General features: G+C 40.9%; 23 protein-coding genes. 10 read left to right on the top strand and 13 right to left on the bottom strand.

Translation table 11 applies throughout. The features are described 5' to 3' along the window. Window positions 1-16: 16 nt before the first annotated feature. The 4 genes from CDH51_RS03730 to CDH51_RS03715 all read right to left on the bottom strand — a co-directional run bounded on the left by CDH51_RS03730 (window position 17) and on the right by CDH51_RS03715 (window position 3876). The gene (locus CDH51_RS03730; protein WP_100627307.1) at window positions 17-1528 is read right to left on the bottom strand and encodes a DUF4301 family protein; all 1512 of its coding nucleotides are present in this window, start codon (window positions 1526-1528) and stop codon (window positions 17-19) included. An 82-nt stretch (window positions 1529-1610) separates the two neighbouring features. After that, window positions 1611-2480 (bottom strand): 5-oxoprolinase subunit C family protein, encoded by an 870-nt coding sequence (locus tag CDH51_RS03725; RefSeq protein ID WP_100627306.1) that lies wholly within the window; start codon window positions 2478-2480, stop codon window positions 1611-1613. Further along, window positions 2477-3169 (bottom strand): 5-oxoprolinase subunit PxpB, encoded by a 693-nt coding sequence (gene pxpB, locus CDH51_RS03720; protein WP_100627305.1) that lies wholly within the window; start codon window positions 3167-3169, stop codon window positions 2477-2479. Before pxpB ends, CDH51_RS03725 begins: the two co-directional genes overlap by 4 nt. Beyond that, complete coding sequence (locus tag CDH51_RS03715; protein ID WP_100627304.1) at window positions 3163-3876, bottom strand: LamB/YcsF family protein; 714 nt, start codon at window positions 3874-3876, stop codon at window positions 3163-3165. Before CDH51_RS03715 ends, pxpB begins: the two co-directional genes overlap by 7 nt. 119 nt (window positions 3877-3995) lie before the next feature. On the opposite strand from CDH51_RS03715, the gene CDH51_RS20405 reads away from it, so the two are divergent. Then, window positions 3996-4124 carry a 30S ribosomal protein THX gene (locus CDH51_RS20405; RefSeq protein WP_100627303.1) on the top strand — a complete coding sequence of 43 codons (129 nt, stop codon included), beginning with the start codon at window positions 3996-3998 and terminating at the stop codon, window positions 4122-4124. Between the two features lie 29 nt (window positions 4125-4153). Here CDH51_RS20405 and CDH51_RS03705 read toward each other — a convergent pair whose 3' ends face one another. Genes CDH51_RS03705 through CDH51_RS03695 form a run of 3 tightly spaced genes read right to left on the bottom strand, consistent with a single transcriptional unit; the run spans window position 4154 to window position 6351 of the window. Then, on the bottom strand, window positions 4154-4378 hold the full coding sequence (locus CDH51_RS03705) for a hypothetical protein (RefSeq protein WP_100627302.1): 225 nt from the start codon (window positions 4376-4378) through the stop codon (window positions 4154-4156). 6 nt (window positions 4379-4384) lie between these two features. Continuing rightward, window positions 4385-4897, bottom strand: coding sequence for a YdeI/OmpD-associated family protein (locus tag CDH51_RS03700; RefSeq protein WP_232724734.1), 513 nt, complete (start codon window positions 4895-4897; stop codon window positions 4385-4387). Further along, window positions 4894-6351: a hypothetical protein gene (locus CDH51_RS03695; protein ID WP_100627301.1), complete on the bottom strand. Its 1458-nt coding sequence runs from the start codon at window positions 6349-6351 to the stop codon at window positions 4894-4896. The genes CDH51_RS03700 and CDH51_RS03695 overlap by 4 nt, the downstream gene beginning before the upstream one ends. Window positions 6352-6437: 86 nt before the next feature. Between CDH51_RS03695 and CDH51_RS03690 the strand changes: the two genes are divergently transcribed. Continuing rightward, a complete protein-coding gene (locus tag CDH51_RS03690) occupies window positions 6438-7592 on the top strand; it encodes a methionine aminotransferase (protein WP_100627300.1) in 1155 nt (384 codons plus the stop codon). 60 nt (window positions 7593-7652) lie between these two features. On the opposite strand, the gene CDH51_RS03685 is transcribed toward CDH51_RS03690, so the two are convergent. Beyond that, complete coding sequence (locus tag CDH51_RS03685) at window positions 7653-8681, bottom strand: sugar phosphate isomerase/epimerase family protein (protein ID WP_100627299.1); 1029 nt, start codon at window positions 8679-8681, stop codon at window positions 7653-7655. Window positions 8682-8916: 235 nt separating this feature from the next. Here CDH51_RS03685 and CDH51_RS03680 point away from each other — a divergent pair, with 235 nt between their 5' ends. Together CDH51_RS03680 and arfB are read left to right on the top strand one after the other, a co-directional pair. Beyond that, complete coding sequence (locus CDH51_RS03680; RefSeq protein WP_100627298.1) at window positions 8917-9789, top strand: TraB/GumN family protein; 873 nt, start codon at window positions 8917-8919, stop codon at window positions 9787-9789. Window positions 9790-9907: 118 nt separating this feature from the next. Further along, window positions 9908-10336: an alternative ribosome rescue aminoacyl-tRNA hydrolase ArfB gene (gene arfB / locus CDH51_RS03675; protein ID WP_100627297.1), complete on the top strand. Its 429-nt coding sequence runs from the start codon at window positions 9908-9910 to the stop codon at window positions 10334-10336. A gap of 1 nt (window position 10337) precedes the next feature. On the opposite strand, the gene CDH51_RS03670 is transcribed toward arfB, so the two are convergent. Then, window positions 10338-10997, bottom strand: a complete 660-nt coding sequence (locus CDH51_RS03670; protein WP_100627296.1) for a metal-dependent transcriptional regulator — start codon at window positions 10995-10997, stop codon at window positions 10338-10340. A gap of 139 nt (window positions 10998-11136) precedes the next feature. Between CDH51_RS03670 and CDH51_RS03665 the strand changes: the two genes are divergently transcribed. Next, window positions 11137-13410 carry a TonB-dependent receptor gene (locus CDH51_RS03665; RefSeq protein ID WP_100627804.1) on the top strand — a complete coding sequence of 758 codons (2274 nt, stop codon included), beginning with the start codon at window positions 11137-11139 and terminating at the stop codon, window positions 13408-13410. Window positions 13411-13752: 342 nt separating this feature from the next. Here the strand turns inward: CDH51_RS03665 and proC are convergent, their stop codons facing one another. Beyond that, window positions 13753-14553, bottom strand: a complete 801-nt coding sequence (proC, locus tag CDH51_RS03660) for a pyrroline-5-carboxylate reductase (protein ID WP_100627295.1) — start codon at window positions 14551-14553, stop codon at window positions 13753-13755. A gap of 180 nt (window positions 14554-14733) precedes the next feature. Here proC and CDH51_RS03655 point away from each other — a divergent pair, with 180 nt between their 5' ends. The 5 genes from CDH51_RS03655 to rfbB all read left to right on the top strand — a co-directional run bounded on the left by CDH51_RS03655 (window position 14734) and on the right by rfbB (window position 18989). Beyond that, complete coding sequence (locus CDH51_RS03655; protein WP_100627294.1) at window positions 14734-15153, top strand: hypothetical protein; 420 nt, start codon at window positions 14734-14736, stop codon at window positions 15151-15153. A gap of 100 nt (window positions 15154-15253) precedes the next feature. After that, window positions 15254-15460, top strand: coding sequence for a helix-turn-helix transcriptional regulator (locus tag CDH51_RS03650; protein ID WP_026945985.1), 207 nt, complete (start codon window positions 15254-15256; stop codon window positions 15458-15460). A 126-nt stretch (window positions 15461-15586) separates the two neighbouring features. Next, entirely contained in the window at window positions 15587-16753 is a 1167-nt protein-coding gene (locus CDH51_RS03645) for a glycosyltransferase family 4 protein (protein WP_100627293.1), read from the top strand. A gap of 125 nt (window positions 16754-16878) precedes the next feature. Then, on the top strand, window positions 16879-17931 hold the full coding sequence (locus CDH51_RS03640) for an NAD-dependent epimerase (protein WP_100627292.1): 1053 nt from the start codon (window positions 16879-16881) through the stop codon (window positions 17929-17931). A 5-nt stretch (window positions 17932-17936) separates the two neighbouring features. After that, window positions 17937-18989, top strand: a complete 1053-nt coding sequence (gene rfbB, locus CDH51_RS03635; protein ID WP_100627291.1) for a dTDP-glucose 4,6-dehydratase — start codon at window positions 17937-17939, stop codon at window positions 18987-18989. Here rfbB and CDH51_RS03630 read toward each other — a convergent pair whose 3' ends face one another. From CDH51_RS03630 to CDH51_RS03620, 3 genes are read right to left on the bottom strand one after another with little or no spacing between them, the layout of a single operon-like run. Next, the gene (locus CDH51_RS03630; protein ID WP_100627290.1) at window positions 18990-19424 is read right to left on the bottom strand and encodes a CHY zinc finger protein; all 435 of its coding nucleotides are present in this window, start codon (window positions 19422-19424) and stop codon (window positions 18990-18992) included. A gap of 27 nt (window positions 19425-19451) precedes the next feature. Further along, window positions 19452-21140: an efflux RND transporter periplasmic adaptor subunit gene (locus tag CDH51_RS03625; RefSeq protein WP_100627289.1), complete on the bottom strand. Its 1689-nt coding sequence runs from the start codon at window positions 21138-21140 to the stop codon at window positions 19452-19454. Window positions 21141-21150: 10 nt separating this feature from the next. Further along, window positions 21151-22554, bottom strand: coding sequence for a TolC family protein (locus CDH51_RS03620; protein ID WP_198514253.1), 1404 nt, complete (start codon window positions 22552-22554; stop codon window positions 21151-21153). Window positions 22555-22556: the final 2 nt, after the last annotated feature.

Raw genomic sequence — 22556 nt, 5'->3', positions numbered from 1 at the left:
TGAGACAGCATCATTTTTATTGATGCTCTTCTCGCAGTAAGTCATTCACGGTTTTGACAGGATTGAAAGTGATCAAAGGGACTTCCACAAAAAGGGTGTTCCATCCAGCCATTGAGCCATTCCAAAGTCCAGGAAGTTCCAATGCCTTCAATTCCCGGCCACTTTTGGATTTCTCTGTGATAAATCCTGTTTTCATGTCTCGGTATTGGATAAGATTAAATTTTTCACCCTTGTAATTTCTCGTTCCGCAAACCAAATCCACTGGATTGAAATGGGTAGCCGCCTGCAAATGCCGCTCGGAGTTTGGATCTTCCAAATTGATTTGGGCAGTTTCCAAAATTTGTAATGATTGGGAGCCATCTTCTTCGGCTATCCAGAATGGTCCTCCTCCGGGCTCTCCGGTATTTTTTACCATACCACAAACTCGGATTGGTCGATTCAGCTTTCCCTTGAGAAAACTAAACTGCTCCATGCGAGGCATTCCATCAAATCTTGCCGGAAGCTTTCCTCCCAAATCTTCCACGTAAACTTTCTTTGCCCGATCGATGGCCGCAGGAGATATTTCGGTTTCCAGTTCTTCCAGTGCTTCGAATACTTTTCCTTGTACTTCCAACAGGAGCCCACCAATTGCTTGTTTGTACTCTACCGTCGCTTGCTTGATTCGATCAGGCACCACGTTATCGATATTTTTGATAAAGATTAGATCTGCATCGATGTCATTTAGATTTTCGAGCAGTGCCCCGTGTCCTGCAGGTCGGAATAGAATACTCCCATCTTCCTCAAGGAAAGGCTCATTGTCCATGGTGACAGCAATGGTGTCTGTGCTCTTTTTCTGTTGTGAATAGCTGACCTCGAACTTAAGGCCTGTTTCCTTTTGAAGGTGAGGAACAATACTATCGATCTCAGCTCTAAACTTCTCCTCGTGTTCAGGAGAGACAGTAAAATGGATTTTTACGATTTTACCTTTCCCGACAGCGTACTGACTTCCCTCTATCAGGTGCTCAAAAGCTGGTGTTCGTGTCCCGGATTCATAGCTATGAAATTTCAAGAGACCCTTGGGAAGGCTTCCATATCCCAACCCATCGTCATTAAGCAATGCAGCTAAAATCTCCTTATAGTCTTTACGGTCCAAGCAGTCTGAAATGCTTGTTCCTTTGGATTTTAGGACTTCATCAAGATCTTGGTAGAAGGCAAATTTTTCGATTTTATCCATAAACTTCTTGACAAAACCGCTTTTGCTAATGTCACCGTCACCATCCAAAAAGGCGAAAAGATCTTTGAACATTCTGGATGCAGCTCCTGAGGCTGGGACGAATTTGACAACTTCGATTGCGGCAGCCTTTTCTGGATAAGTCTCCTGAAAATGGTCCAAATCTTCATCAGACATGATTCGAATACCATTATTTGGAGTGGCAGGTCCTGTGATTTCTAAAAAAGGAAAGCCCGTTTTGAAAATTTCGATTTGCTGAGAAACGGTCTCTGGGTCCATTCCCTGCTTTTTGACTAGTTCGATTAGTTCAGTGTTCATGAATTTCGGTTTTTGAAAAGTATCCTTTAAGATAGCAGTCTATCTTACTTTGCTCAAATATTTATTTCATTTTCCTGTATTTCTATTTTAAAAGCTTGAATTTGATTCTATTTCCAGATCTTTTTTGTGCCAATATTCGGATATCATCCTCGTGAATTTGAAGAATACGGGGATATCCACCCGTGACCTGTGCATCACTTAGCAAACAGATGATTTTTCCTCCTGGGGTGAGTTGAATCGTTCCTGGATAAACAGGAGCAGTGTAAATTTCTGAAAGCTGGTTTGGAAAAGGCTCCTCAAGTTGAATTGCCATGCTATTTTTTAAGGTTGAAATGGTGAATTCATAGCCGATGATTTTTTCCTTCTCCCTTTTAGGGAGTTGGGAAAACTCTGGTCCTGCATACACCCTTATCGCTGATTCCGAGAGGTATTTATAGTCCCAGTTTGCTTGACTAAATGTATGAATGGTAGTCGTTTCATGATTGGTGAAATAGGGGATTGAGTCACCTTTCTTGACAAAGTCTTGATCACTGATTCCGGTGGAATAGCTTCTCGAACCAAGCCAAGAGGGACTTTGGAAGCCCCACTTTATTCCCAAGTAAAGAATACTGCCTAATTCAAAGTTTCTAATTTCTAGCTTTGACCCTTCCAAAATGGGAATCAGACCAGATGAGCCAGCTTCCTTCCCATTCAAAACTACTTGAGCTTTAGCTCCAGCAAGGCAAATCAAAGTCGGAGCATCAAATCGAATGGAGAATCCTGGTTGGGTAATTTCCAGAACAGCTTCATTTTGGTGATTTCTCAGTAAATGATTTACCCACAAATAGGCTGACTGATCCAAAGGGCCTGCTTGAGCGATCCCATATTCAGCAAATCCAACCCGTCCAAGATCTCGGATTTTGGTGCCTGGGCCAGTCTTCAAAATGATGGCTGATGCAGGGTCTTTGATCATGACTGTCGCAGAGTTTTAGAGCTGGCTGATAAATCATCAAATTCTTCCTCAGATATCGGATAAAATCGAACGAAGTCTCCGGGTTGCGGATTCACCGGAGGGGTTTGGTCTTTGTCGAAGATTTTAATTGGAGTTTTTCCAATAACATGCCATCCTCCTGGGCTTTCTAGGGGATAGATACCCGTTTGTTTTCCTCCAATAGCTACTGATCCTGCTTCGACCTTTCGATCAGGAATGGATTTTCTAGCCGATATCAAATCTGGATGCAGACCTGACAAATACATGAATCCCGGCAAAAAGCCATAAAACTCCACTACATATTCACTCTGACTGTGAATTTGAATCAGGTTTTCTTTGCTAATGGCTTTCTCCGTACAAAGCTGATCCAAATCCTTTCCGAAATTTCCTCCATAGCAGACTGGAATTTCCCAAGTTTGGGGTTTTAAATCTTCTGAGTTAAAGTATTCGGGAAATGAAGTATAAAAATCCTCCGGGCCTTCATTTTTCCAAACAATACTGATAGTCTGATACCCCTGTCTGATTTCAAGGAGCTCTGAATGGTATTGATTCTCCAGCCAATTTTTTATGCTGATTCTATTGTTGCGAAGGCTGCTTGAGGGTTCTTCCTCCCAAAACAACTCCCATATTCTTGGGGTGATTTTCCTTAATTCTGGTCTTTTGACTACCATTTACTAAAGATTTTGGGAAGAAAATCAAGAATCCCGGGATTGTCTCCGTGAAAGCAGATCGTTTTTGCAGATACTTTAATCTCTTTGCCGCTTATGGTATGGACTTTTGACTCTTTTAAGATCGGAGAAATGTGTGCTTCAATTTCCTCAAAACTTGTTAGAAGTGCCCCTTTTTCAGTTCTTGGGAGCAACAGTAATTGATCCGTGTAAGCTCGGTCTCCAAATAGTTCTTTTCTGGTTTTTAGGCCTACAAATTCTGCAGCACGCTCCATTTCTGAAAAAGGAGGTACGAAGACGGGGATCTCCGGAAACTCAGAGTATAAAAATTCACTCAGCCAGTTGGCAAGCTCTGCCTGTGACGCTGCATCATTGTAGAGCGCCCCATGAAATTTGATATGGTCAAAATCCATTTCCTGAGCTTGAATTACTTCTTGAAATAAATGGATTTGCTCGAGCAAGGTATCCAGTAATTGCATCCGATGCATCCGGTAGGATTTCCTGCCGAAATTTTTCCGGTCAGGATAGGAGGGATGAGCTCCTACTTTTTTTCCCAATTCGCCACAGGCTATCACCGTCTCCCGAATACTGTCTCGATCACCGTAATGTCCACCGCAAGCCACAGATGCAGCGTGGAGGTATGGGATCAGTTTTTTTTCGTGAGGGACTCCCTCTCCTAGATCAATATTGATTTGTAGGCTTTTCTGCATGAGGGAAGTTAGGAAATTCAGAAATGATTTTTGCCTTCGATATTATCAATTGTCTCAAAATTGACTCGAATGGCTATGTTTTTTAATTTCACGTATGTGAAACAAAAACCTAAATTCTTATGGGAAAAGGAGATTTGAAATCTAAACGAGGAAAAATCAATCGTGGAACTTTCGGAGCAAGCAGACCCAAAAAAGAAGCTAATCGCCAAGCGAGGCGAGTGAAATTGGGTTTAGAAAAAAATGATTGATTGATGTACTAGGGGCTTCGGCCCTTTTTTTATCCTCTAGGCTGAATCATCAATACTTCCTTTGTTTTCTTGTCAATCAGGACGGTCAGAGGTCCCTTGATCAAATCTTCAAATGTTTTGAATGTTACTAAAAATTGATTCTCTGATTCTTTTACAACTGCATCTTCCCAAGACTCAGTCAGCGATTCTCTATCAACTGGCTCCAAGGCATTAAATGCTATTTTTCGGATTTTTTCAAAGGCTTTTTGATTCATGATTTCCTAAAGGTTATTGTAATGCTTGATCCATTCATTTAGCTGTTTGAAGTCCAGTTTCCCTTCGGCCACTTTGAGATGATGCAAGATGGCCAAAGACTTTTTCATTCGGCTTTCTGGATTTTTTACTTTGGTGACCAAATAGATTAATGATCGCTGCTTTCCTGGAGTAAGGGAGTCGAAATATTTTTGACCTTCTTCATCTTGATCCAAAAGTACTTCAAACTCTTCAGGGACTTCATGACCATACTCGCTTTGATCTTGCTCTAGTGAAATATTGCAGGGGCTATCTTCAATTAGCCCAAGCTTTTTTCTAAGATTTTTTGAAACTAGAATATACCAATATTCCTTGGCTTTCATCAACGCGACATGGAAAGGGCCCTCTTCTTCAATCCAAGCCAATACTCTCCGGTTATCATCACGAATCATTGCCTCAGCTACCTCATCCGGCACAGGGAAGTGGTATTGCCAATGATTGTAGTCAAAAGCGGTTAATGTACCTTGAAACTTTTGTCTCACTCTTTAATCAGTTTGACGGCGATCTCACCTTCATTAAGCTTGAGGGTCAAAATCAGCTCTTCGACCGTGACTTGAAAGCTGCCGATATTCTTCAATTCACCCGTCAGGGTGTTGAGTAGTTCCACTCGATAGGTTCCCGGAGGCACATTCAGCTTTAGGTAGCTGGACTGTTCTCCTGCCTCTACTACAAAGATTCCATACCCCTGATTTCCATTTTTCATGGCATAGGTTAAAAATCCAGGAGACCCGATTACCACATCCTGATCAGGAGTGAGGAATTTCAAGTCAAAGGAATGGAAGAAGTCATGGAGGATTTTCAACTGCTTTCTAATACTCACACTACCACCTCCAGGTGCTTCATTCACAAGTGTTCCATCTTCTTTTCCGGTGAAAAATGAATAATCTAAATTATTGAAAAGTCCTCCGCCAGAAAATAAAAATGCCCAAGCCTGTCTTCGGTAAACCATGTCAGAGTTTCCGGCAAATCCTGATTCATCAAAGCCAATTACCCGATCCCAATGATAATTCATGGTGGCAGATTGGGGCCAGTTGTAGTGAAAATTTAGAATAGAAATATGTTCAGATATTTTGGAAAGCGGTGCGTAGAAGTTTGAATAATTCTGGGCGATCAGGTGATTCTTGGGAAGGCCGTTTTCTGTTTCTACAATGGTTTTGACCATTTCATCTTGCCAAGCCAAGGAAAGTGAGTCTGCAATGTCGATTTTTTCTGTCCACTCAGCATCTAATGAATACTGATTTTTCAAATTTAGGATGGATCGGCCTCGGTCGGACCAAGGCTCATTTTGGATTTCAAAGAAGAAATTCGGGTATGGGTTGAGTTCAGTCACCAACTTGCTGACATAAGACTTTTGAAGTTCGAGTAAGGATCCGTTTTGAGTAGTGTGTACCAGTTTTCGCTCAAGTGGAGCTGCTGAATCTATTCTGTTTAAAGGGTTTTGAGGATTGATTTCCCAGTGTTCATCTGTATAAATGGAAGAAAAAAAAGTAACTTCTACAATGATGTCGAGCTCCTCAGCAAGCCTCATAAACTTATGTAATCTCTCAAAATAGGTGGGATTATAGCTTGACCAGTCGTACAAAATTCTTCCGTCACGCTCCACGGTTTTCCAGGGTGTGATTACCCGGTTTTTCTCTGGTGCTAGTGTATTGTATTTGATCCCAAAGCTGGTAGAAGCTATTTCAAAATAACTTCCCATAAAAATCCGGGTATAGTTCATGCCCTCTTGATGAAGTGTCTTCAAGTATTTCTCAAAGTCAAAATCCAGATTTACCAAGGCACCATAGTGTTCAGCCGAGGTAATTAGGGCCAATGGTTTTTCCTTGTATTCGAAATAGTGAGGGTTTTCCGGCAAGAGTTTGATTGGCTCTTGACAGTAGGCTATCGAATGGAGAGAAAGTAGTAAGAGGGTTAGAAAAATTGGAAAGGGTTTCATTGCTCGGTTATTTTTATCAAATTAAGAATTAATACTTACAAGTTAAATCTTCATTTTAGATGCTTTCTGTAGCATAAATTTAATTCATGCCGCTTCGATCAAAATTACCCCATGTAGGTACCACCATATTTACGGTCATGTCTCAAATGGCCAAAGATCATAATGCTATCAATTTATCTCAGGGCTTTCCTGGTTTTGATTCGGATCCAAAACTCCTGGAGTTGGTAGCTAAGTACACAAGAGAAGGGTTTAATCAATATGCCCCGATGTCGGGCGTTCCCGCCCTCCGAGATGTGCTATCAGCCAAAACAGCGCGTTGTCATGATTACGAGCCAGACCCGGAAACTGAAATCAGTATAGTTTCAGGGGCTACTGAGGCCATTTTTTGTGCGATCACAGCGGTGGTAAAGCCTGGAGACGAAGTCTTGATTTTGGAGCCTGCTTATGATAGCTATGAGCCCGCTATTCTCCTCAGTGGTGGCATTCCCATTCATATTCCTTTGAAAAAAGGCGATTTTTCAATCGATTGGGAAAGGGTTATTTCCTCTGTGACTTTTAAAACCAAGGCAATCGTAATCAACACTCCTCACAATCCTTCCGGCTATGTTTGGTCTTCGTCGGATTTGGATCACTTGGCCCAGCTGATAAGGGATCGAAATATCTTTGTGATCAGCGATGAAGTATATGAGCATATCACTTTTGACGAGAGGAAACATTTGTCTCTCATAGGGCATGAAGAGTTGAGGGAAAAGTCATTCGTATGCGGATCATTTGGCAAAACCTTTCATGTGACAGGATGGAAAGTAGGGTTTTGCATCGCCCCACCAGAACTGATGGAGGAGTTTCGGAAGATTCATCAATTTGTCACTTTCAGCACGGTGACGCCAATCCAATATGCCTTGGCAGAATACCTGAAGACTCCTTCCAATTATGAATTAGTTTCTGACTTCTATCAGAAAAAGCGGGATTTTTTCTGTCAGGGATTAAAATCAACAGGCTTGGAATTTAGTCCTGCGCAAGGAAGCTTCTTTCAGATGGCTTCGTATGGTCATCTATCGGATATTTCAGATAAGGAATTGGCAGAGCGTATGACAAAGGAACTCAAGGTTGCCTGTATTCCGGTTTCTGCTTTTTATCACAATGGACAGGACCATAAGTTTATTCGATTTTGCTTTGCAAAAGAAGATTCCGAGTTGCAGGAGGCACTAGGAAGATTGGAGGGTTTGAAACGAATTCTATAAAAAAAACCGGCAACGTTTCCGCTGCCGGCAGGCTGTGTTAAGTTCCTGTTTTTCAAGGAATCAGGCCAAAGACTTTCTACAGAATTCCAGGCATTTTTGTACTTCAGAGACAGGATCTGAATTTTCAGGAACTTGATATTCCAATTCGATCGTAGCTGGAAATTTGTATTTGTTTTTTTGCATCATTTTCAAGACGTCTCCAATCGGAGTGTCGCCAGTTCCCCAAGCTACATTTCCTTTACCATGCTCAGGTGTCTGCCTATCCTTGGTATGCATACTGAGTATGCGCTGATGGTTTTTTTCAATCAGTGGAAACAGATCTTGGTGTCCTGCAGCGATATAGTGACCCATATCTAGATTTAGCGCATTATTTGGGCTTTGAGCCAAGGCCGTATCCCAAAAGTCAAAGGTTTGCTGCTCATGACCATGATAGGCTACAGACATTTTATTTTGCTCGCCCATTTTGCCCAGCTTGAGTGTATTTGCATCATTAGATGGATGCTCTAGCGTGACATGAGAAGCACCCAAAGCTCTAGCTGCTTTCATTCCATAGGCGATTTCTGCATCGGTATTATTAGAGCCGAAAGCACTGGGCTTGAAGGCATAAATGCTTACACCTGCATCCTTGTACATCTTTCGAAGCTTTTCAAATGGAGCCATATCGGCACTTGCTCTCCAATCAGCCACAGCTTTTGAATAAGCGTCTGCCTCCGATTGGATATCCTTCAACTCTTTTTGCTCATCTTCGGTCAAACTTTCTCCACCTCTTGCTTTCCGGCCTAGCTGCCAAGCTCTCCTGCGATCAAAATTAGCCTGAGGCATTCCGGCAAAACTCTCTGCAGGATCACCCATTAGTTCGATTGCTGAAATTCCACTGTCAACGACATACTTTAGAGTAGCTTCTGCGCTTTGGTCAGGAAGAGATCGAAAGGAATAGGTAATGCAGCCGATTTGTACGCCATTGATTCGACTATCGGGCTTGTTCAAGCTTTTAATTATTGCTGGTGCACCCTTCAATAATCCCGGAGCTACCGCAAGTGAGGCCACTCCAATTGCAGATTTTACGAGAAATTCCCTTCTGTTTTTCATTTGCAATAATAGGTTTGAGAGCAAGGTTGGCTTTCTATTGTGTCAATTTAAATGAATAGAAACGAAATTCGGAATTTTCTTCTGAATTTTTTAATTTATTTTTCTAAATGAGCTATTAGTAGGGTTTGTTCAACAGGTTTTTTCTTAGCTAGACCTCCCAATTTCTGCGATTGAAAAGGTTTTTGGTTTTTGTTAATTGATTCTAATTAGATTAGTGCCTATAAAAAATAAACAGATGAAAAAAACTACTTTATCTCAATTCGTCCTAGTGTTTTTGCTAGTGACTTTCACAGGATTTACGGCAATGGGTCAGACTGACAAAAGTCTGCTTTGGAAGATTAGTGGGAATGGACTGGCTGAAGATTCCTTTCTGTTTGGTACCATTCATTTGATCTGTCCTGATCAGTTTATGATGGATGATAGAATCAAAGCCGCCTTTGAAAATACTGATCAGCTTGTGATGGAGCTCGACATGGATGATCCTACGATGCAGCAGAAAATGCAGCAACTTTCGCTAAATGCCGGAATGAAAAACCTCGAACCTCAGATCAAGGAAGAATATAAAGAGGCTCTGAATCAGTTTTTGATGGAAAATTATGGTGCTAGTATCTCCCAGTTTGGAGTGCTTAAGCCATTTGTCCTGTCGAGTATGATTATGCTGAAGCAGCTTCCCTGTGAGCAGGTTGAAAGCTATGAGCTGTTTTTTACCAATCTAGCAACTGAGCAGCAAAAGGAGATTTTGGGCTTAGAAACAGTTGAATTTCAGATGCAGGTTTTTGATCAGATTCCCATTGATTATCAGCTAGATGAGTTGGGTAAAATGGTCACTGAGGATTATACGCAAAAGGAGTTTGCCAAAATGATTGAAGCCTATCAGGCCGAAGATTTGGATCAGTTGTATAAAATGATCGCTGAATCAGGTACTATGACCGGGGATTTTGCAGAGATCATGCTAGATGACCGAAATGAAGAATGGATTGATGATATGGAAAATCTCATGAAGGAAGAAGCAACCTTTTTTGCGGTAGGTGCGGGTCATCTTGGTGGAGAAAATGGTGTGATAAGCTTACTTGAGAAAGCTGGTTACAAAGTAGAGGCTGTGAAGTAAAAGATAATTAGGCTTCAGGAATCGTCGAGGATATTCATGAAAATAGCCAAGCTTTGCTGGTGAACAAACCGAGTCATGAATTATTGGTTAAGTTTTTGAGGTTTGAAGTTTATAGAAAATGATAAGCAAACTTAATCAGAGAATAAATTCCGGGGTTTTTGAAAAGGAGTTTCAATTCAAGACTTCGAGAAGCTCGGGACCTGGCGGCCAAAATGTAAATAAGGTAGAAACGAAGGTTGAGTTGCTCTTTCCTGTCAATTCTTCAGAAGTGCTTACTGAGGAGGAAAAAGAAATTCTCTCCAAAAAAGCTGCAAATAAAATCGACCAAGAAGGAATTCTTCACCTGACAGCACAGGATAAGCGGTCCCAAATTCAAAATAAGGACTTGGTCATTCGAAAGTTTTATGACCTACTTCGCAAGTCCTTTGCAAAAAAGAAGGTTAGAAAAGCAACAAAACCGAGCAAGGCAGCTATCGAAAAACGACTAAAAGCCAAGAAGATTAAAGCTGAAAAGAAGTCGGGTAGGGGCTGGAATAGGGATTATTAGATCAATCAAAAATCCTGATCAGAAGTTTTTCGCACACTTTCTGACTGAGCGATTCCCGCTCCTTTTCACCATAAGCTACCGTCATACTCTGGTCAAAGGATTCTTTTGATAGAATCTTCAATTCTGTACCGAGACTCAGTTGGCGAGAATTAAGATAAGCTAAAAACTCAGCTGAAGAGTCAGATAGAGCAGCGATTACTGCTTCTTGGCCGGGTGCTGCTTCACTCAGACTTTTTAAATGCAGTTCTTGTATTCTTCCCTGCTTGTCTGGAATAGGAGAACCATGCGGGTCTACGGTCGGAAAGCCCATCATTTCGTCCATTCGCTCAAAGAATTTGGGTGCGTGAATATGCTCTACTTGTTCAGCAATTTCATGGACCTCTTCCCAGCCAAAGCCCATTTTATTGACCAAAAACATTTCCGTAAGCCGATGCTTTCGAATGATTAAGGCGGCAGCTTTTTTTCCCTGCTCGGTCAAAACCACAGGCTTGTACTTTTCATACTTGCATAAACCCTGTTTCTGAAGGGTCTTTACCATGCTATTAGCGGTAGGCATACTGACGCCCAGTTGATTAGCCAAATCAGAAATGCTTGCCTCTCCCTGATTATTAGATAAGTTGAATAGGGCTTTTAGATAGTTTTCCTCTGTGATAGATGCCATGGAATCTTATTTTCCTCAAATATTTTTAAAAATACTTTCAAATCAAATTTGTTAGAATAATCTAACAAAATATATTTGCATGTCTAATTACCGATTTAAAACGAAAAAGCCTTATAATTGCAACAAAGTTGCATTAATTATGAAAAAGCTATACAGTTTCTTAGTTCTTATGTTTTTTTCCTCATTTGGAGCTTTTGCCCAAGGGAGTCTTTCGGGGAGAGTAGTTCAAGCAGATAAGCCTCTCGAATTTGCTTCTGTCTATCTACCTGAGCTAGGCAAGGGAACTATGACTGATAGTGCTGGACATTTTTCAATAGAAGGACTGGTTTCTGGCACTTATCGGGTAGAGGTTTCGATGATGGGTTATCGTAAATCTGTGGAAGATTGGACAATTCCTTCCAAGGAAGAACTTGTGATTTCGCTTCAGGCATTAGATACAAGCCTAGAGGAAGTGGTAGTCAGCGGAATGCTTCAGGAAGTGTCAAGATCGAATAGTCCCGTTCCTATTGAGGTTTACAAGGATGGATTCTTCAAAGCCAATCCAACACCGTCCATATTTGAATCACTTCAAACCATTAATGGAGTTCGCCCTCAGATCAATTGTAATATTTGTAACACAGGAGACATTCATATCAATGGGCTTGAAGGTCCTTATACCATGGTTTTGATCGATGGGATGCCAATTGTAAGTGGTCTTGCGACTGTTTATGGGCTCACAGGAATACCGCAATCCCTTATTGATCGAATCGAGGTGGTCAAAGGCCCGGCATCGACGCTATACGGTTCAGAAGCTGTAGGTGGATTGATTAATATTATTACCAAGCGAGCGGAACTGGCGCCCATCGTTTCAGTAGATGCTTTTGGGACGAGTTGGGGAGAGGTCAATCTGGACCTGGGTCTAAAAACAAAGATTGGTGAACGTGTTCATTCTCTGACTGGGATTAATACTTTTCAGTATGACAATCCAATTGACAACAATGAGGACGGGATGACCGACGTGACTCTGTCAAAACGTATTTCACTTTTTCAAAAATTTCGAGTAGATCGAAAAAACAGCAAGGAGTTTAATGTAGCCTTTAGATACCTCTATGAGGATCGCTGGGGAGGAGAAATGAATTGGACCCCGGAATTCCGAGGTGGTGACGAGATCTACGGAGAAAGTATTTACACGAGTCGCTGGGAGCTTTTTGGAAATTATGAACTTCCAACCGTAGAAAATCTGAACTTTCAGTTTTCCGCCAATGGACATAATCAAAATTCGGTATACGGGGATATGCTTTACCTCGGAGATCAGAAAATTGCCTTTGGTCAATTGACTTGGACCAAGTCCCTAGGTAATCACCAACTCCTTTCAGGTCTTGCTTATCGCTACACCTTCTACGATGACAATACTCCCGCTACTGCAAGTGTAGGATTAGATCAGAATTTACCATCTGAAATTCATCTTCCGGGGGTATTTGTCCAGGATGAAATTCAGGTAGGTAAAAATAAAAGCCTTCTTTTAGGAGCCCGAGCTGATTACAATTCGGTTCATGGGCCTATCTTTTCTCCTCGCGCAAATTTCAAAGTGTCTTCCTCTGACCAAAGTTTAATATTTCGACTTTCGGCGGGGAATGGATTCCGCGTTGCAAATGTGTTTACAGAAGATCATGCAGCGTTGACTGGAGCAAGAGATGTGATTTTCGAAGAAGAGCTCCAGCCAGAGAGGTCCTGGAATACGAATGCGAATTTGGTAAAGAAGTTCTATACTAATTCGGGAGCCTTTTTCAGCCTAGATGCCTCGGCCTTTTACACTTATTTCACAAATCGGATTATCCCTGATTATGAAACCAATCCCAATCAGATCATTTACGCAAATCTTGATGGGTATTCGGTTTCCCAAGGAGTTTCCTTGACCACCAACTTCGCTTTGCCCAATGGGTTGGAGGGAAATATTGGTGCGACATTCTTGGACGTGACGCTCACCGAGGAAGGAATTACCGAGCGTCAGATTTTGGCAGAGCGGTTTTCCGGGGTGTGGAATATTGCATATAGTTTCTCAAGAATAGGTTTGAAAATTGATTACACCGGCAACGTGTACGGTCCGATGCGATTACCATTGTTGGGAGAATTGGACCCTCGTCCAGAGTATTCTCCTTGGTTTAGTATTCAAAACATCCAAGCCACAAAAACGATTGGAAAGCGATGGGAGATTTATGGTGGTGTAAAAAACCTTTTGAATTTTTTGCCTCCGGCCAACAGTATTGCCCGTGCATTTGATCCATTTGATAGGGGAGTGGACTTTGCAGAGGATGGAAGCGTGATTCCTACTCCAGGAAACCCTAATGCTTTGACATTTGATCCGTCTTACATGTTTGCTCCGAATCAAGGAATGAGAGGATTTCTGGGACTTCGCTTCACAATACTAGATTAAAAATTGAATCAGGTAGGCTTCAAAAACTAACTCCGGTCACCAAACCGGAGCCAGAATGAGCAGAAGTTATATGAAAAGGAAGGAATCAAAAGTACCAAACAGTCCTTCCTTTAAAAGTCGTTTCTTTCAAAAAGGAATAGCAAAAGTTGTTTATCACCCGGGACAAAACTAGTAAAAATATTTAAAAGAAAAACAATCTCTTATTGGTTTACAATAAAATTTTTATGATTTATAAAATAAAAAATTGTACTTTTTTATTTTAAATCGATTGCGAAGGGCCTCAGGCACTCCCAAGCCAATAAATTATCAAAGCGTTAATTTTTTTTGAACTCAGTTAAAGTTTTATTTCTCTATTTTTTCATAACTAGCCAAGACACCTCTTACCATGGCAGAACTGAATCCTTGATGCTCCATTTCATTTAACCCTACAATGGTACATCCCTTTGGTGTGGTGACCTTATCGATCGCTTCCTCGGGATGCATGTTTTTCTGAATCATCAGTTGGGCGGCCCCTTTTACAGTCTGATTTACGATTTGACTGGCTGTTTTAGCATCAAAACCGATTTGTATTCCACCTTGAATCATCGCTCGCATAAATCGTAGAACGTAGGCTATTCCGCATGCACCAAGGACAGTAGCTGCTTCCATGAGGCTTTCGTCGATCGTGATAGTCTGGCCGATAGAATCGAAAAGCTCTTTTACCAATTGTTCTTGCTGGGAGTTCGTATTCTTGGAGCAAATACAGGTAATGGATTCCTGAATATCGGCAGCGATATTAGGCATGGCTCGAAAAGTCGGGCTAGTTGGATTAATATTTTCGAGAATTTCATCTAAAGTCACTCCGGTTGCTAGGGATACAATCATTTGATTTTCTCCATCCAGTCCCGGTTTGATTTCCTGCAATATTGAAGGGATGTTGTAAGGTTTGACACCTAGGATTACAATGTGGCTGCCTTTAATTGCTTCTAAATTGTCCGATAAAGTATGTACACCCTGATTCTCAAATTCTTTTAAAGAGCTTGTATTTCGTTTGGTGAGCGTCAGATTATTCGCAGGAAAACCTGGTATGGATAGCAAGCCCCGTGCAATGGAGGTCCCAAGATTGCCACATCCTATGATTGTGATTTTTGTACTGCTGATCATAAAAACCTTAATTTTTTATCTGTTTGATTGAATAAAGGTAAAGAATTGTCCTCCTTTTTTTTAAAAAGCATAAATATTCAGCACTAATCTTATTTAAACTTCAATTTTTTAAAATTAGTAGGAAAGAAATTTTGACAAAAAGTAAAGTTTGTTTTACATTTGGTAAAAAATATTTGACTTATGAATAATAGATCTTTTCTCACTGTTCCGCTTTTGCCAACTGCCTGGAAAAAGTTTGCTTATTTCTTTTTCCCACTACCAATCCTTTTGGTGATAGGTTTGGCATTTTCTAATCCAGATACAGAGCCAAACGAGGCAGCTCAAATTATTTATGGGTTTTGGGCGATAGGCTTTGGGATTTTAAATCTCACCCGTGAAAAGGTAGAGGATGAAATGATTCAAAGCTTCCGATTGCAGGCCTTTCAGACGGGGTTTTTCTGGCTTATTTGGGGCTTGGGAGCACTGATGTTGATCAATTACCTGCGCTTTGATAGGCTGACATCCGAGATGTTTACTGCTTATTTGGTGCTTTTCCTTTTGAATTTATACATCTATGCTGCATTTCAGGTCCAAGTGTATCAATCCAAAAAGGAAAACTAATGGCTAGGCAGACTTCATCACTTCATGGATTTCCCAAACTCAATTGGATAGGAATATCCGCTTTCGCTGAATTAATAGTGTGTATTTTCAAATGTGAATTATGAAGAATACTATAAAAATTGAGCGAGCCCGCCATAATTTGACACAGCAAGACTTAGCTGATAAAGTGGCCGTCTCACGCCAAACTATTAATTCAATTGAAGCAGGTAAATATGTTCCTTCTACTGTTTTAGCGCTCAAGATCGCAAAGGTCTTTGAGTTGCCAGTGGAGGCGGTTTTTCAATTAGAGGATTTAGACTTTGAATGATTGTGACGTAATGAAATTTTAGATTTTTTCATTCGTTACTCTAAGATCGAATGCCATAAGAATGGCACTTTGGATCGCTTTATTTGTCGATTATCTTACATTTGCATTTTTATCAAACTTTTGGATATGCCCAAACTCATTCGGATTACAACTGTACCACTTTCACTCAAACTGCTCCTTCAAGGCCAAATGGCCTATATGAAGGAAAAGGGTTGGGAGGTGATTATGGTCAGTGCCGACGGGAAAGAAATTCCACATATTGAAAGGGCAGAGGGAGTTAGACATGAGGTTATTCCTTTTACCCGTAGAATCACACCTTTCGAGGACCTTTCTTGTATCTGGAAACTTTACAGGCTTTTCAAAAAAGAGCAACCTGATATCGTTCATACACATACTCCGAAAGCAGGTCTCCTTGGGATGATTGCAGCTAATCTGGCTGGAGTAAAAATTCGAATTCACACGCTCGCAGGAATTCCTGCCATGGCTGCCACTGGAAACAAAAAAAGCCTTTTGGAAAATGCCGAAAAGTGGACATATTCTAACGCTTCGGAGGTATGGGCCAATTCTTTGGGACTTAAGAAATTTGTGGAGGAGAATAATCTCTGTGAGTCAAAAAAGCTTCGGGTAATCGCTAAAGGCTCCTCCAATGGAGTTGATTTGGAAAAGTACAACCGGAATGTACTGAAAGAGAATCATTTGGTAGCCGCGACCATGCGAATTATGCCAGGCGAGGATGATTTTATCATCTTGGCTGTTGGTCGATTGGTCAAGGACAAAGGCATAGAGGAATTGGTGTCAGCATTCTTGGGTTCAAAGATTGTCAACCGTGCCAAACTGGTATTACTTGGTAGCTTTGAACAAGACCTCAATCCATTGAATCCTGATACTATTCAGCAGATCAATGATCATCCACGCATCACGCAGATTGACTGGTCGGATCATGTAGCTCATTATATGGCATTGGCAGATGTTTTGGTTCATCCTTCACATCGGGAAGGCTTTCCGAATGTACTTTTGGAAGCAGCAGCGATGCAACTTCCGATTATTTGCTCCGATATTATCGGTAATACCGATATAGTCAGTCAGCAAAAAACAGGCTTGATTTTTCCGGTAGGAAATATAGAAATTCTGAAAGAGGCGATGGAATTTGCCTTCGTAAAACGGGATAGAATGTTGGCTATGGCCGATGCTTTATATCAGGAGGTTACAGCAAACTTTGACAGGAGGAAGATCCATGCTGAGATTTTTTCTAACTATGAACGCCTAATCCAAGAGGCTGATAAGATGGAATAGTTTATATTTGATCGAAAGAGCCCTTTAAACTCAAGATTTTGGAATATTTGGTCAATCAGAAAATATCTTGAACCTGCAAGAATGCTTCAACCAAATGCAACCTTTGATTAGCAAGTGAATTTAAAATGAAATATTTAGTCACCGGTGCAGCCGGATTTGTTGGTTTTCATGTCTCTAAAGCCCTTGTGGAGCGTGGAGATACAGTTGTAGGCTTAGATATAATCAATGATTACTACGATATAAATCTGAAATTCGATCGATTGGATTTTTTGGGAATTCAAAAAAATAAGCTCGAAGCCAACCAAAAGTTAGAATCAGAGAAATTTTCAAATTTTAGTTTTGTCAGAATGGATTTGGCTCAGAAAGAGCCTTTGATGGATTTATTTGGCAGCGAAAAATTTGATGTCGTTATCCATCTAGCAGCACAAGCGGGAGTTAGATATTCCTTGACGCATCCTGAGGTATATGTGCAAAGTAATATTATCGCATTTTTGAATATCCTCGAATGCTGTAGATTTCATCCTGTCAAGCACTTAGTTTACGCATCTTCTAGCTCGGTCTATGGCTCGAATGAGAAAATGCCTTTTTCGACATCAGATCCAGTCGACCATCCAATTTCGCTTTACGCTGCTTCAAAAAAATCCAATGAATTGATGGCTCATACTTACAGTCATCTATTTGGAATTCCTACGACTGGACTGCGCTTTTTCACCGTATATGGGCCTTGGGGACGGCCGGATATGGCGCTGTTTCTTTTTACAAAAGCCATTCTGGAAGACAAGCCTATTCAGGTTTTCAACTATGGGAAGATGAAACGAGACTTCACCTATATAGATGATATCGTGGAGGGTGTACTCAAAGTAGCCGATCGGCCTGCCCGTCCAAATCCTGATTTTGACTCCCAAAACCCAGATCCGGGAAGCGGAAAAGCACCGTATAAGGTTTATAATATTGGGAACTCTTCACCTGTTCTACTGATGGATTACATTCATGCAATTGAAAAGGGACTTGGAAAGAAGGCAACCATGGAATTACTTCCACTGCAACCTGGAGATGTTCCAGCTTCTCACGCGGATGTGGAGGACTTAATCCGAGATACTGGCTATAAGCCCAATACTCCTATTGAAGATGGGGTGAAAGCCTTTACAGATTGGTATTTAGATTATTACAAGAAATAGAATTTATGAGTAAGAATATTTTAATCACAGGCGGAGCGGGTTTTATCGGTTCACATGTTGTCAAACTTTTTGTGGAAAATTATCCTGATTATCAAATCATTAATCTGGATGCTCTTACCTATGCAGGTAACCTTGAGAACCTGAAGGAAGTAGAAAATTCCCCCAATTATACTTTTGTAAAGGTGGATATTCAGGATGCAGAAAAACTCGACGAGGTTTTCAAAACGCATCAAATTACAGATGTCATTCACCTAGCAGCAGAGTCACACGTGGATCGCTCGATTTCAGATCCTTTGGCATTCGTGAAGACCAATGTTTTTGGAACGGTTAACTTGCTGAATGCTGCAAAAAAAGCATGGGCTGATAAGCTGGATGAACATCTCTTTTATCATGTATCTACTGATGAGGTTTATGGATCCTTGCATGACGGTGGGTTTTTCCTGGAAACTACCGCTTATGACCCTCAATCTCCCTATTCTGCCTCTAAAGCCGCCTCTGATCACTTTGTGAGGGCTTATGCAAATACCTATAAAATGCGGACCGTTATTTCCAATTGCTCCAACAACTACGGTCCCAATCATTTTCCAGAGAAGTTAATTCCACTTTGTATCAACAACATTAAAAACATGAAACCTTTGCCAGTTTATGGAATAGGAGAGAATGTACGGGATTGGCTTTTTGTCAAGGATCATGCACGTGCAATTGACACTGTTTTCCATAAAGGAAAGGCAGGGGAGACCTATAATATCGGTGGGTTTAACGAATGGAAAAACATTGATATCGTCCGATTGCTATGTCAAAAAATGGATGAAAAGCTGGGTCGTCCGAGCGGTACTTCAGAAAAGCTAATCACCTTTGTGAAAGATCGTGCAGGGCATGACCTTCGCTATGCGATTGATGCTACTAAAATCCAAAAAGAGTTGGGATGGGAGCCAAGCTTACAATTTGAAGAGGGGATCGAAATAACGATTGATTGGTATTTGGCCAATCAAGACTGGTTGGATCATGTCACTTCAGGTGCCTATCAGGATTATTACGCTTCTCACTATTCAGAATAATTAGTCTATTTCCTTCTTTTCCTCATCAAAGTAAAGATGATAATGCTTGCTGCATCCTGGGTTGAATGCCGATTGACATTTGGGACAGGTGTTGTTGGAGGACATATAGTCTTGGATGCTTAATTCTGTCCCGCATACTCCGCAGAGAATGGCTTTTTGATCATACTCACTTTTTGGCCAAACCTGATGTTCATGGTCAGCCTCTTCTTCATGACAACTGAAGCATGGGTAGTATTTATCGCAACACTTAAATTTGATGGCAATGATATCCAAATCCGAATGCCAGTGAATGCAGCGGGTTTGATTGTCTACAGGTTTTCCAAATACCTGAACTCCTCGGATAGAAGATTCGGGCAATACAGAAAGAACCTTTGACTGCCCAAAGCTGTAAATGGAGAAAAATAGAAAGCCGATCAATAGAAGTGTTCTGCTCATCAACGATTTGAATTGGAAAGGGAAAGTTTAATTTCGGTAAGTTGCTTTTACCTCGCCGCAAGTTAGCATGGAGGTTCCAAAATAAGGGTTTAAAATTTCTTTTTTCTCACTTAGCCAATAGGCTCCCTCATCACCAAAAGCCATTGGGCAATAGTCTTTGTAGACTACCCGATTAGCCAATCCATAGGTTTCATTGGCCTCTAGGATTAATTTAGAAAGACTATTGAAATTTACCCTTGCTTCTTTAATCCCGTTACTTTTTTTGAGATCATTTAAAACGCCAAGCCATACCGAAGATTGAATCGTGGTTTTCGCCTCATTTTCCATCAATTTCAACGAATTTCGAATTCCTACCCAAATTTTGTTATCGACCTTCAATTGATCGGATGCTAGTTGATTTTTGATCTCAAAATAATAATCAGCTAATTGGTTAAAACCTTTCGAAAAATTCTCCGAAACTTCAACTTGATTCGATGAGGTTCGATTCATCAAACTTGGTTTTCCTGCCAGTTGGGAGGCTGCATCAATTGTGAAAGCACCATTTACTACTATCTCCTCACCATTTTCCAATCCTGAAAGAACAGTATAATTATCACCTTGAAGTGCTCCGATTTCCACCTCTCGCATTTCAAAACCCGCAGGGCTTTGATTCGGAACCTTGACATATACTACGGATCTTTTTCCGGACCAAAGTACAGCGGTTCGGGGAATCGATAGGGTAGTCTGACCAGTTCTATTCTTTGAAATTTCAGCCTTTACAAACATCTCTGGAAGAAGTTTACCCTGGCCATTTGGAAGCTCTGCCCGTACAGCTGCAACGCGTGTTTCAGGGTTGATCACGGGATCCACAAAGCTAACCTTACTGCTAAACTTCGTGTTAGGAATCCCTGCGACAGTAAATTGAATCGGGGTCCCCACTTGGATTTGACCAAGATCACTTTCATAAGCATCTAGAATTACCCATACCTTATCCAGATTGACAATTTGAAATAAGGCTTGTCCTGTAGTGACATAGTCTCCTACAGCAACATTTCGTCCCATCACGATGCCCCCATGCTCCGCAAAGACATCGAATTGTTCTTGTATTTTTCCTGCTACTTCAATGGATGAAATTTGCTCTTCTGATAGTTTCCAAAGACGAAGCTTTTGCTTAGCAGCCTGATAAATCTCCGGAAAATCACTTTTGATTTTTGATGCCTCGATAAGTTCCTGTTGAGCGGAAAGTAGCTCTGGAGAATAAATGGAGGCTAATTTTTGACCTTTGACTACTTTTTCCCCAGTAAAGCTTACATAGAGCTTTTCGATTCGCCCAGGGAATTTTGCAGTGATAGAAGCAGATTCCCTTTCGTCAGCTTGAATTTTCCCCGTCAACTCTAATTTGCTCTCTCCTCCGGTTGATCCTACTTGGATGGTTTGAATCTGTGCTAATGCCATGGATGATTCGGTCATTTTCAGTACCGGTGACTCATTGTCCTCGTTTCCTTCAGAATTAGCGGGAATCAAGTCCATGCCGCAAATAGGGCAATCGCCTGGTTCTGTAAGTTGGACTTGCGGGTGCATGGAGCAGGTCCATAGGCTAATTGATTCCAACTCATGCGCGTGATCATGATTTTCAACAGAACCTGATTCAGTCGGTTTAATCCACCAACCTATGAAAGCACCTAATGTTAGCGTGGTTAAAACCAATATTATTTTATTGTTTAATAGCTTATTCATAACAGGGAGGTTAGGTATTGATTAAGTTAATTCCAGATAGTTTTTCCAATAAGGACAAGCTCTGGTATTGCAGGGTAATGGCTTCAATCCGCTTTATCTGATAATTCAAGATTTTCAGCTGCGATTTGAGCACAGAGGAAAACGGCACCAAGCCATTACTGAAAGAAGTCGTAAGTAAATTTATTTGTTGTTGAACCAACTCGATTTGCTGGTCATATAATTCAAGACTTCTAGTAGCATCTTCCCAGTTTTGAAAAGCTTCAGCCCATTGTATCGCTAAAAGGTTTTCTGTTTGAAGTTGGTTTTGGGTAGCTACCTCTTGTAAGTATTTAGCCTCATTGATTTTTCCTTCAGTCTTATTTCTGAAAATGGGTAATGAAAGAGTCACCATGGGCATCAACATATCCATGGAATGATCTGAATGATCAATACCATCATTTTCACGGGGAAGGAAGGGAGAATAGTTGATACCCAGACCAATCTTGGGGTTACCCTCTAGCCTCGCAATTTTAGCCCTTTGTTGGTATGCTAAAGCATCATTCTCATATTTGGATATCATCGGATTCTTTTCTTTGATGCTATCCAATAAACTATATTTATCAAGCTCAAGTAAGGGTGGTTGGAGCTTTTCGTTCAATTCAATTTTATCTTGAATATCCCGATTTATCAATTGGTTGAACTTGATGAAGAGAGAATTCTGATTGGAGGTCAAGAGTGCCAATTGATTTTCCAACTCCTTGATTTCAAGTCTTACTTGGATTACCTCCGCCATTCCATTTGTGCCTCCTGAGCTTGAGTTAATTTCGCTCATTTTTCCCTGTGTTATTTCTTCATTGGAATTTGAGGGATTCTGATTGGTTTGGCTAGATCTTGAACCAGTACTAGCTTTAAAATCTGTCAATGCAAGTTCTTCTAGTTTATGGAAGTAGGTAAGAATTTCTTTGGTGATATCTATCTCTCCTTGAATGCGATGTAAGTCAAACCATGTATACTTTATCTGGAAAAACAATTCATTTCTAACTTCCATGAAAAGTTGATATTGGGCTTGAGAAGAAAAATCCGCTTCACTTTTTTGAGCCTTGATAGTACCAAACCATGGAAAGGACTGCATGAGTCGATAATCTGCTAACTGCGTCCCCATATAACGCTCCATAGGCTGAAGAAATACACCGACTTGCAATTCGGGATCTGGTAATCCTGGTTGATCGATCCGTTCTTTACTGGCTAAGTATTGAGAATAACTGGCCTTTAACAGCGGACTGTTTTCTGTAGCATGAGTTAAATAATCGTCCAGGCTTTGTGCCATGGTTTTATTGCCGACTACTGCGAGTAAAATAGTCAGCAATAGGATGAGTTTTGGGTTTGGTATTCTCCAAACTCCAAAGTCCAAGTTCTTTTTAGTCCAATTCTTCATAA

The organism is Algoriphagus formosus, assembly GCF_002807035.1.
Taxonomy (GTDB): domain Bacteria; phylum Bacteroidota; class Bacteroidia; order Cytophagales; family Cyclobacteriaceae; genus Algoriphagus; species Algoriphagus formosus.
The sequence above is the reverse complement of the archived record's forward strand: the minus strand, read 5'-3'. Positions and strand labels throughout refer to the sequence as shown.

Excerpts from the sequence above, each read along its gene's own strand:
- CDH51_RS03665 (WP_100627804.1), top strand. The coding sequence starts at position 11,137 with ATGAAAAAGCTATACAGTTTCTTAGTTCTTATGTTTTTTTCCTCATTT.
- rfbB (WP_100627291.1), top strand. The coding sequence starts at position 17,937 with ATGAGTAAGAATATTTTAATCACAGGCGGAGCGGGTTTTATCGGTTCA.
- CDH51_RS03730 (WP_100627307.1), bottom strand. The coding sequence starts at position 1,528 with ATGAACACTGAACTAATCGAACTAGTCAAAAAGCAGGGAATGGACCCA.
- CDH51_RS03705 (WP_100627302.1), bottom strand. The coding sequence starts at position 4,378 with ATGAATCAAAAAGCCTTTGAAAAAATCCGAAAAATAGCATTTAATGCC.
- CDH51_RS03625 (WP_100627289.1), bottom strand. The coding sequence starts at position 21,140 with ATGAATAAGCTATTAAACAATAAAATAATATTGGTTTTAACCACGCTA.
- CDH51_RS03695 (WP_100627301.1), bottom strand. The coding sequence starts at position 6,351 with ATGAAACCCTTTCCAATTTTTCTAACCCTCTTACTACTTTCTCTCCAT.
- proC (WP_100627295.1), bottom strand. The coding sequence starts at position 14,553 with ATGATCAGCAGTACAAAAATCACAATCATAGGATGTGGCAATCTTGGG.
- CDH51_RS03715 (WP_100627304.1), bottom strand. The coding sequence starts at position 3,876 with ATGCAGAAAAGCCTACAAATCAATATTGATCTAGGAGAGGGAGTCCCT.
- CDH51_RS03655 (WP_100627294.1), top strand. The coding sequence starts at position 14,734 with ATGAATAATAGATCTTTTCTCACTGTTCCGCTTTTGCCAACTGCCTGG.
- CDH51_RS03620 (WP_198514253.1), bottom strand. The coding sequence starts at position 22,554 with ATGAAGAATTGGACTAAAAAGAACTTGGACTTTGGAGTTTGGAGAATA.
- CDH51_RS03650 (WP_026945985.1), top strand. The coding sequence starts at position 15,254 with ATGAAGAATACTATAAAAATTGAGCGAGCCCGCCATAATTTGACACAG.
- CDH51_RS03645 (WP_100627293.1), top strand. The coding sequence starts at position 15,587 with ATGCCCAAACTCATTCGGATTACAACTGTACCACTTTCACTCAAACTG.
- CDH51_RS03640 (WP_100627292.1), top strand. The coding sequence starts at position 16,879 with ATGAAATATTTAGTCACCGGTGCAGCCGGATTTGTTGGTTTTCATGTC.
- CDH51_RS03690 (WP_100627300.1), top strand. The coding sequence starts at position 6,438 with ATGCCGCTTCGATCAAAATTACCCCATGTAGGTACCACCATATTTACG.
- CDH51_RS20405 (WP_100627303.1), top strand. The coding sequence starts at position 3,996 with ATGGGAAAAGGAGATTTGAAATCTAAACGAGGAAAAATCAATCGTGGA.
- CDH51_RS03670 (WP_100627296.1), bottom strand. The coding sequence starts at position 10,997 with ATGGCATCTATCACAGAGGAAAACTATCTAAAAGCCCTATTCAACTTA.
- arfB (WP_100627297.1), top strand. The coding sequence starts at position 9,908 with ATGATAAGCAAACTTAATCAGAGAATAAATTCCGGGGTTTTTGAAAAG.
- CDH51_RS03725 (WP_100627306.1), bottom strand. The coding sequence starts at position 2,480 with ATGATCAAAGACCCTGCATCAGCCATCATTTTGAAGACTGGCCCAGGC.
- CDH51_RS03630 (WP_100627290.1), bottom strand. The coding sequence starts at position 19,424 with ATGAGCAGAACACTTCTATTGATCGGCTTTCTATTTTTCTCCATTTAC.
- CDH51_RS03685 (WP_100627299.1), bottom strand. The coding sequence starts at position 8,681 with ATGAAAAACAGAAGGGAATTTCTCGTAAAATCTGCAATTGGAGTGGCC.
- CDH51_RS03680 (WP_100627298.1), top strand. The coding sequence starts at position 8,917 with ATGAAAAAAACTACTTTATCTCAATTCGTCCTAGTGTTTTTGCTAGTG.
- pxpB (WP_100627305.1), bottom strand. The coding sequence starts at position 3,169 with ATGGTAGTCAAAAGACCAGAATTAAGGAAAATCACCCCAAGAATATGG.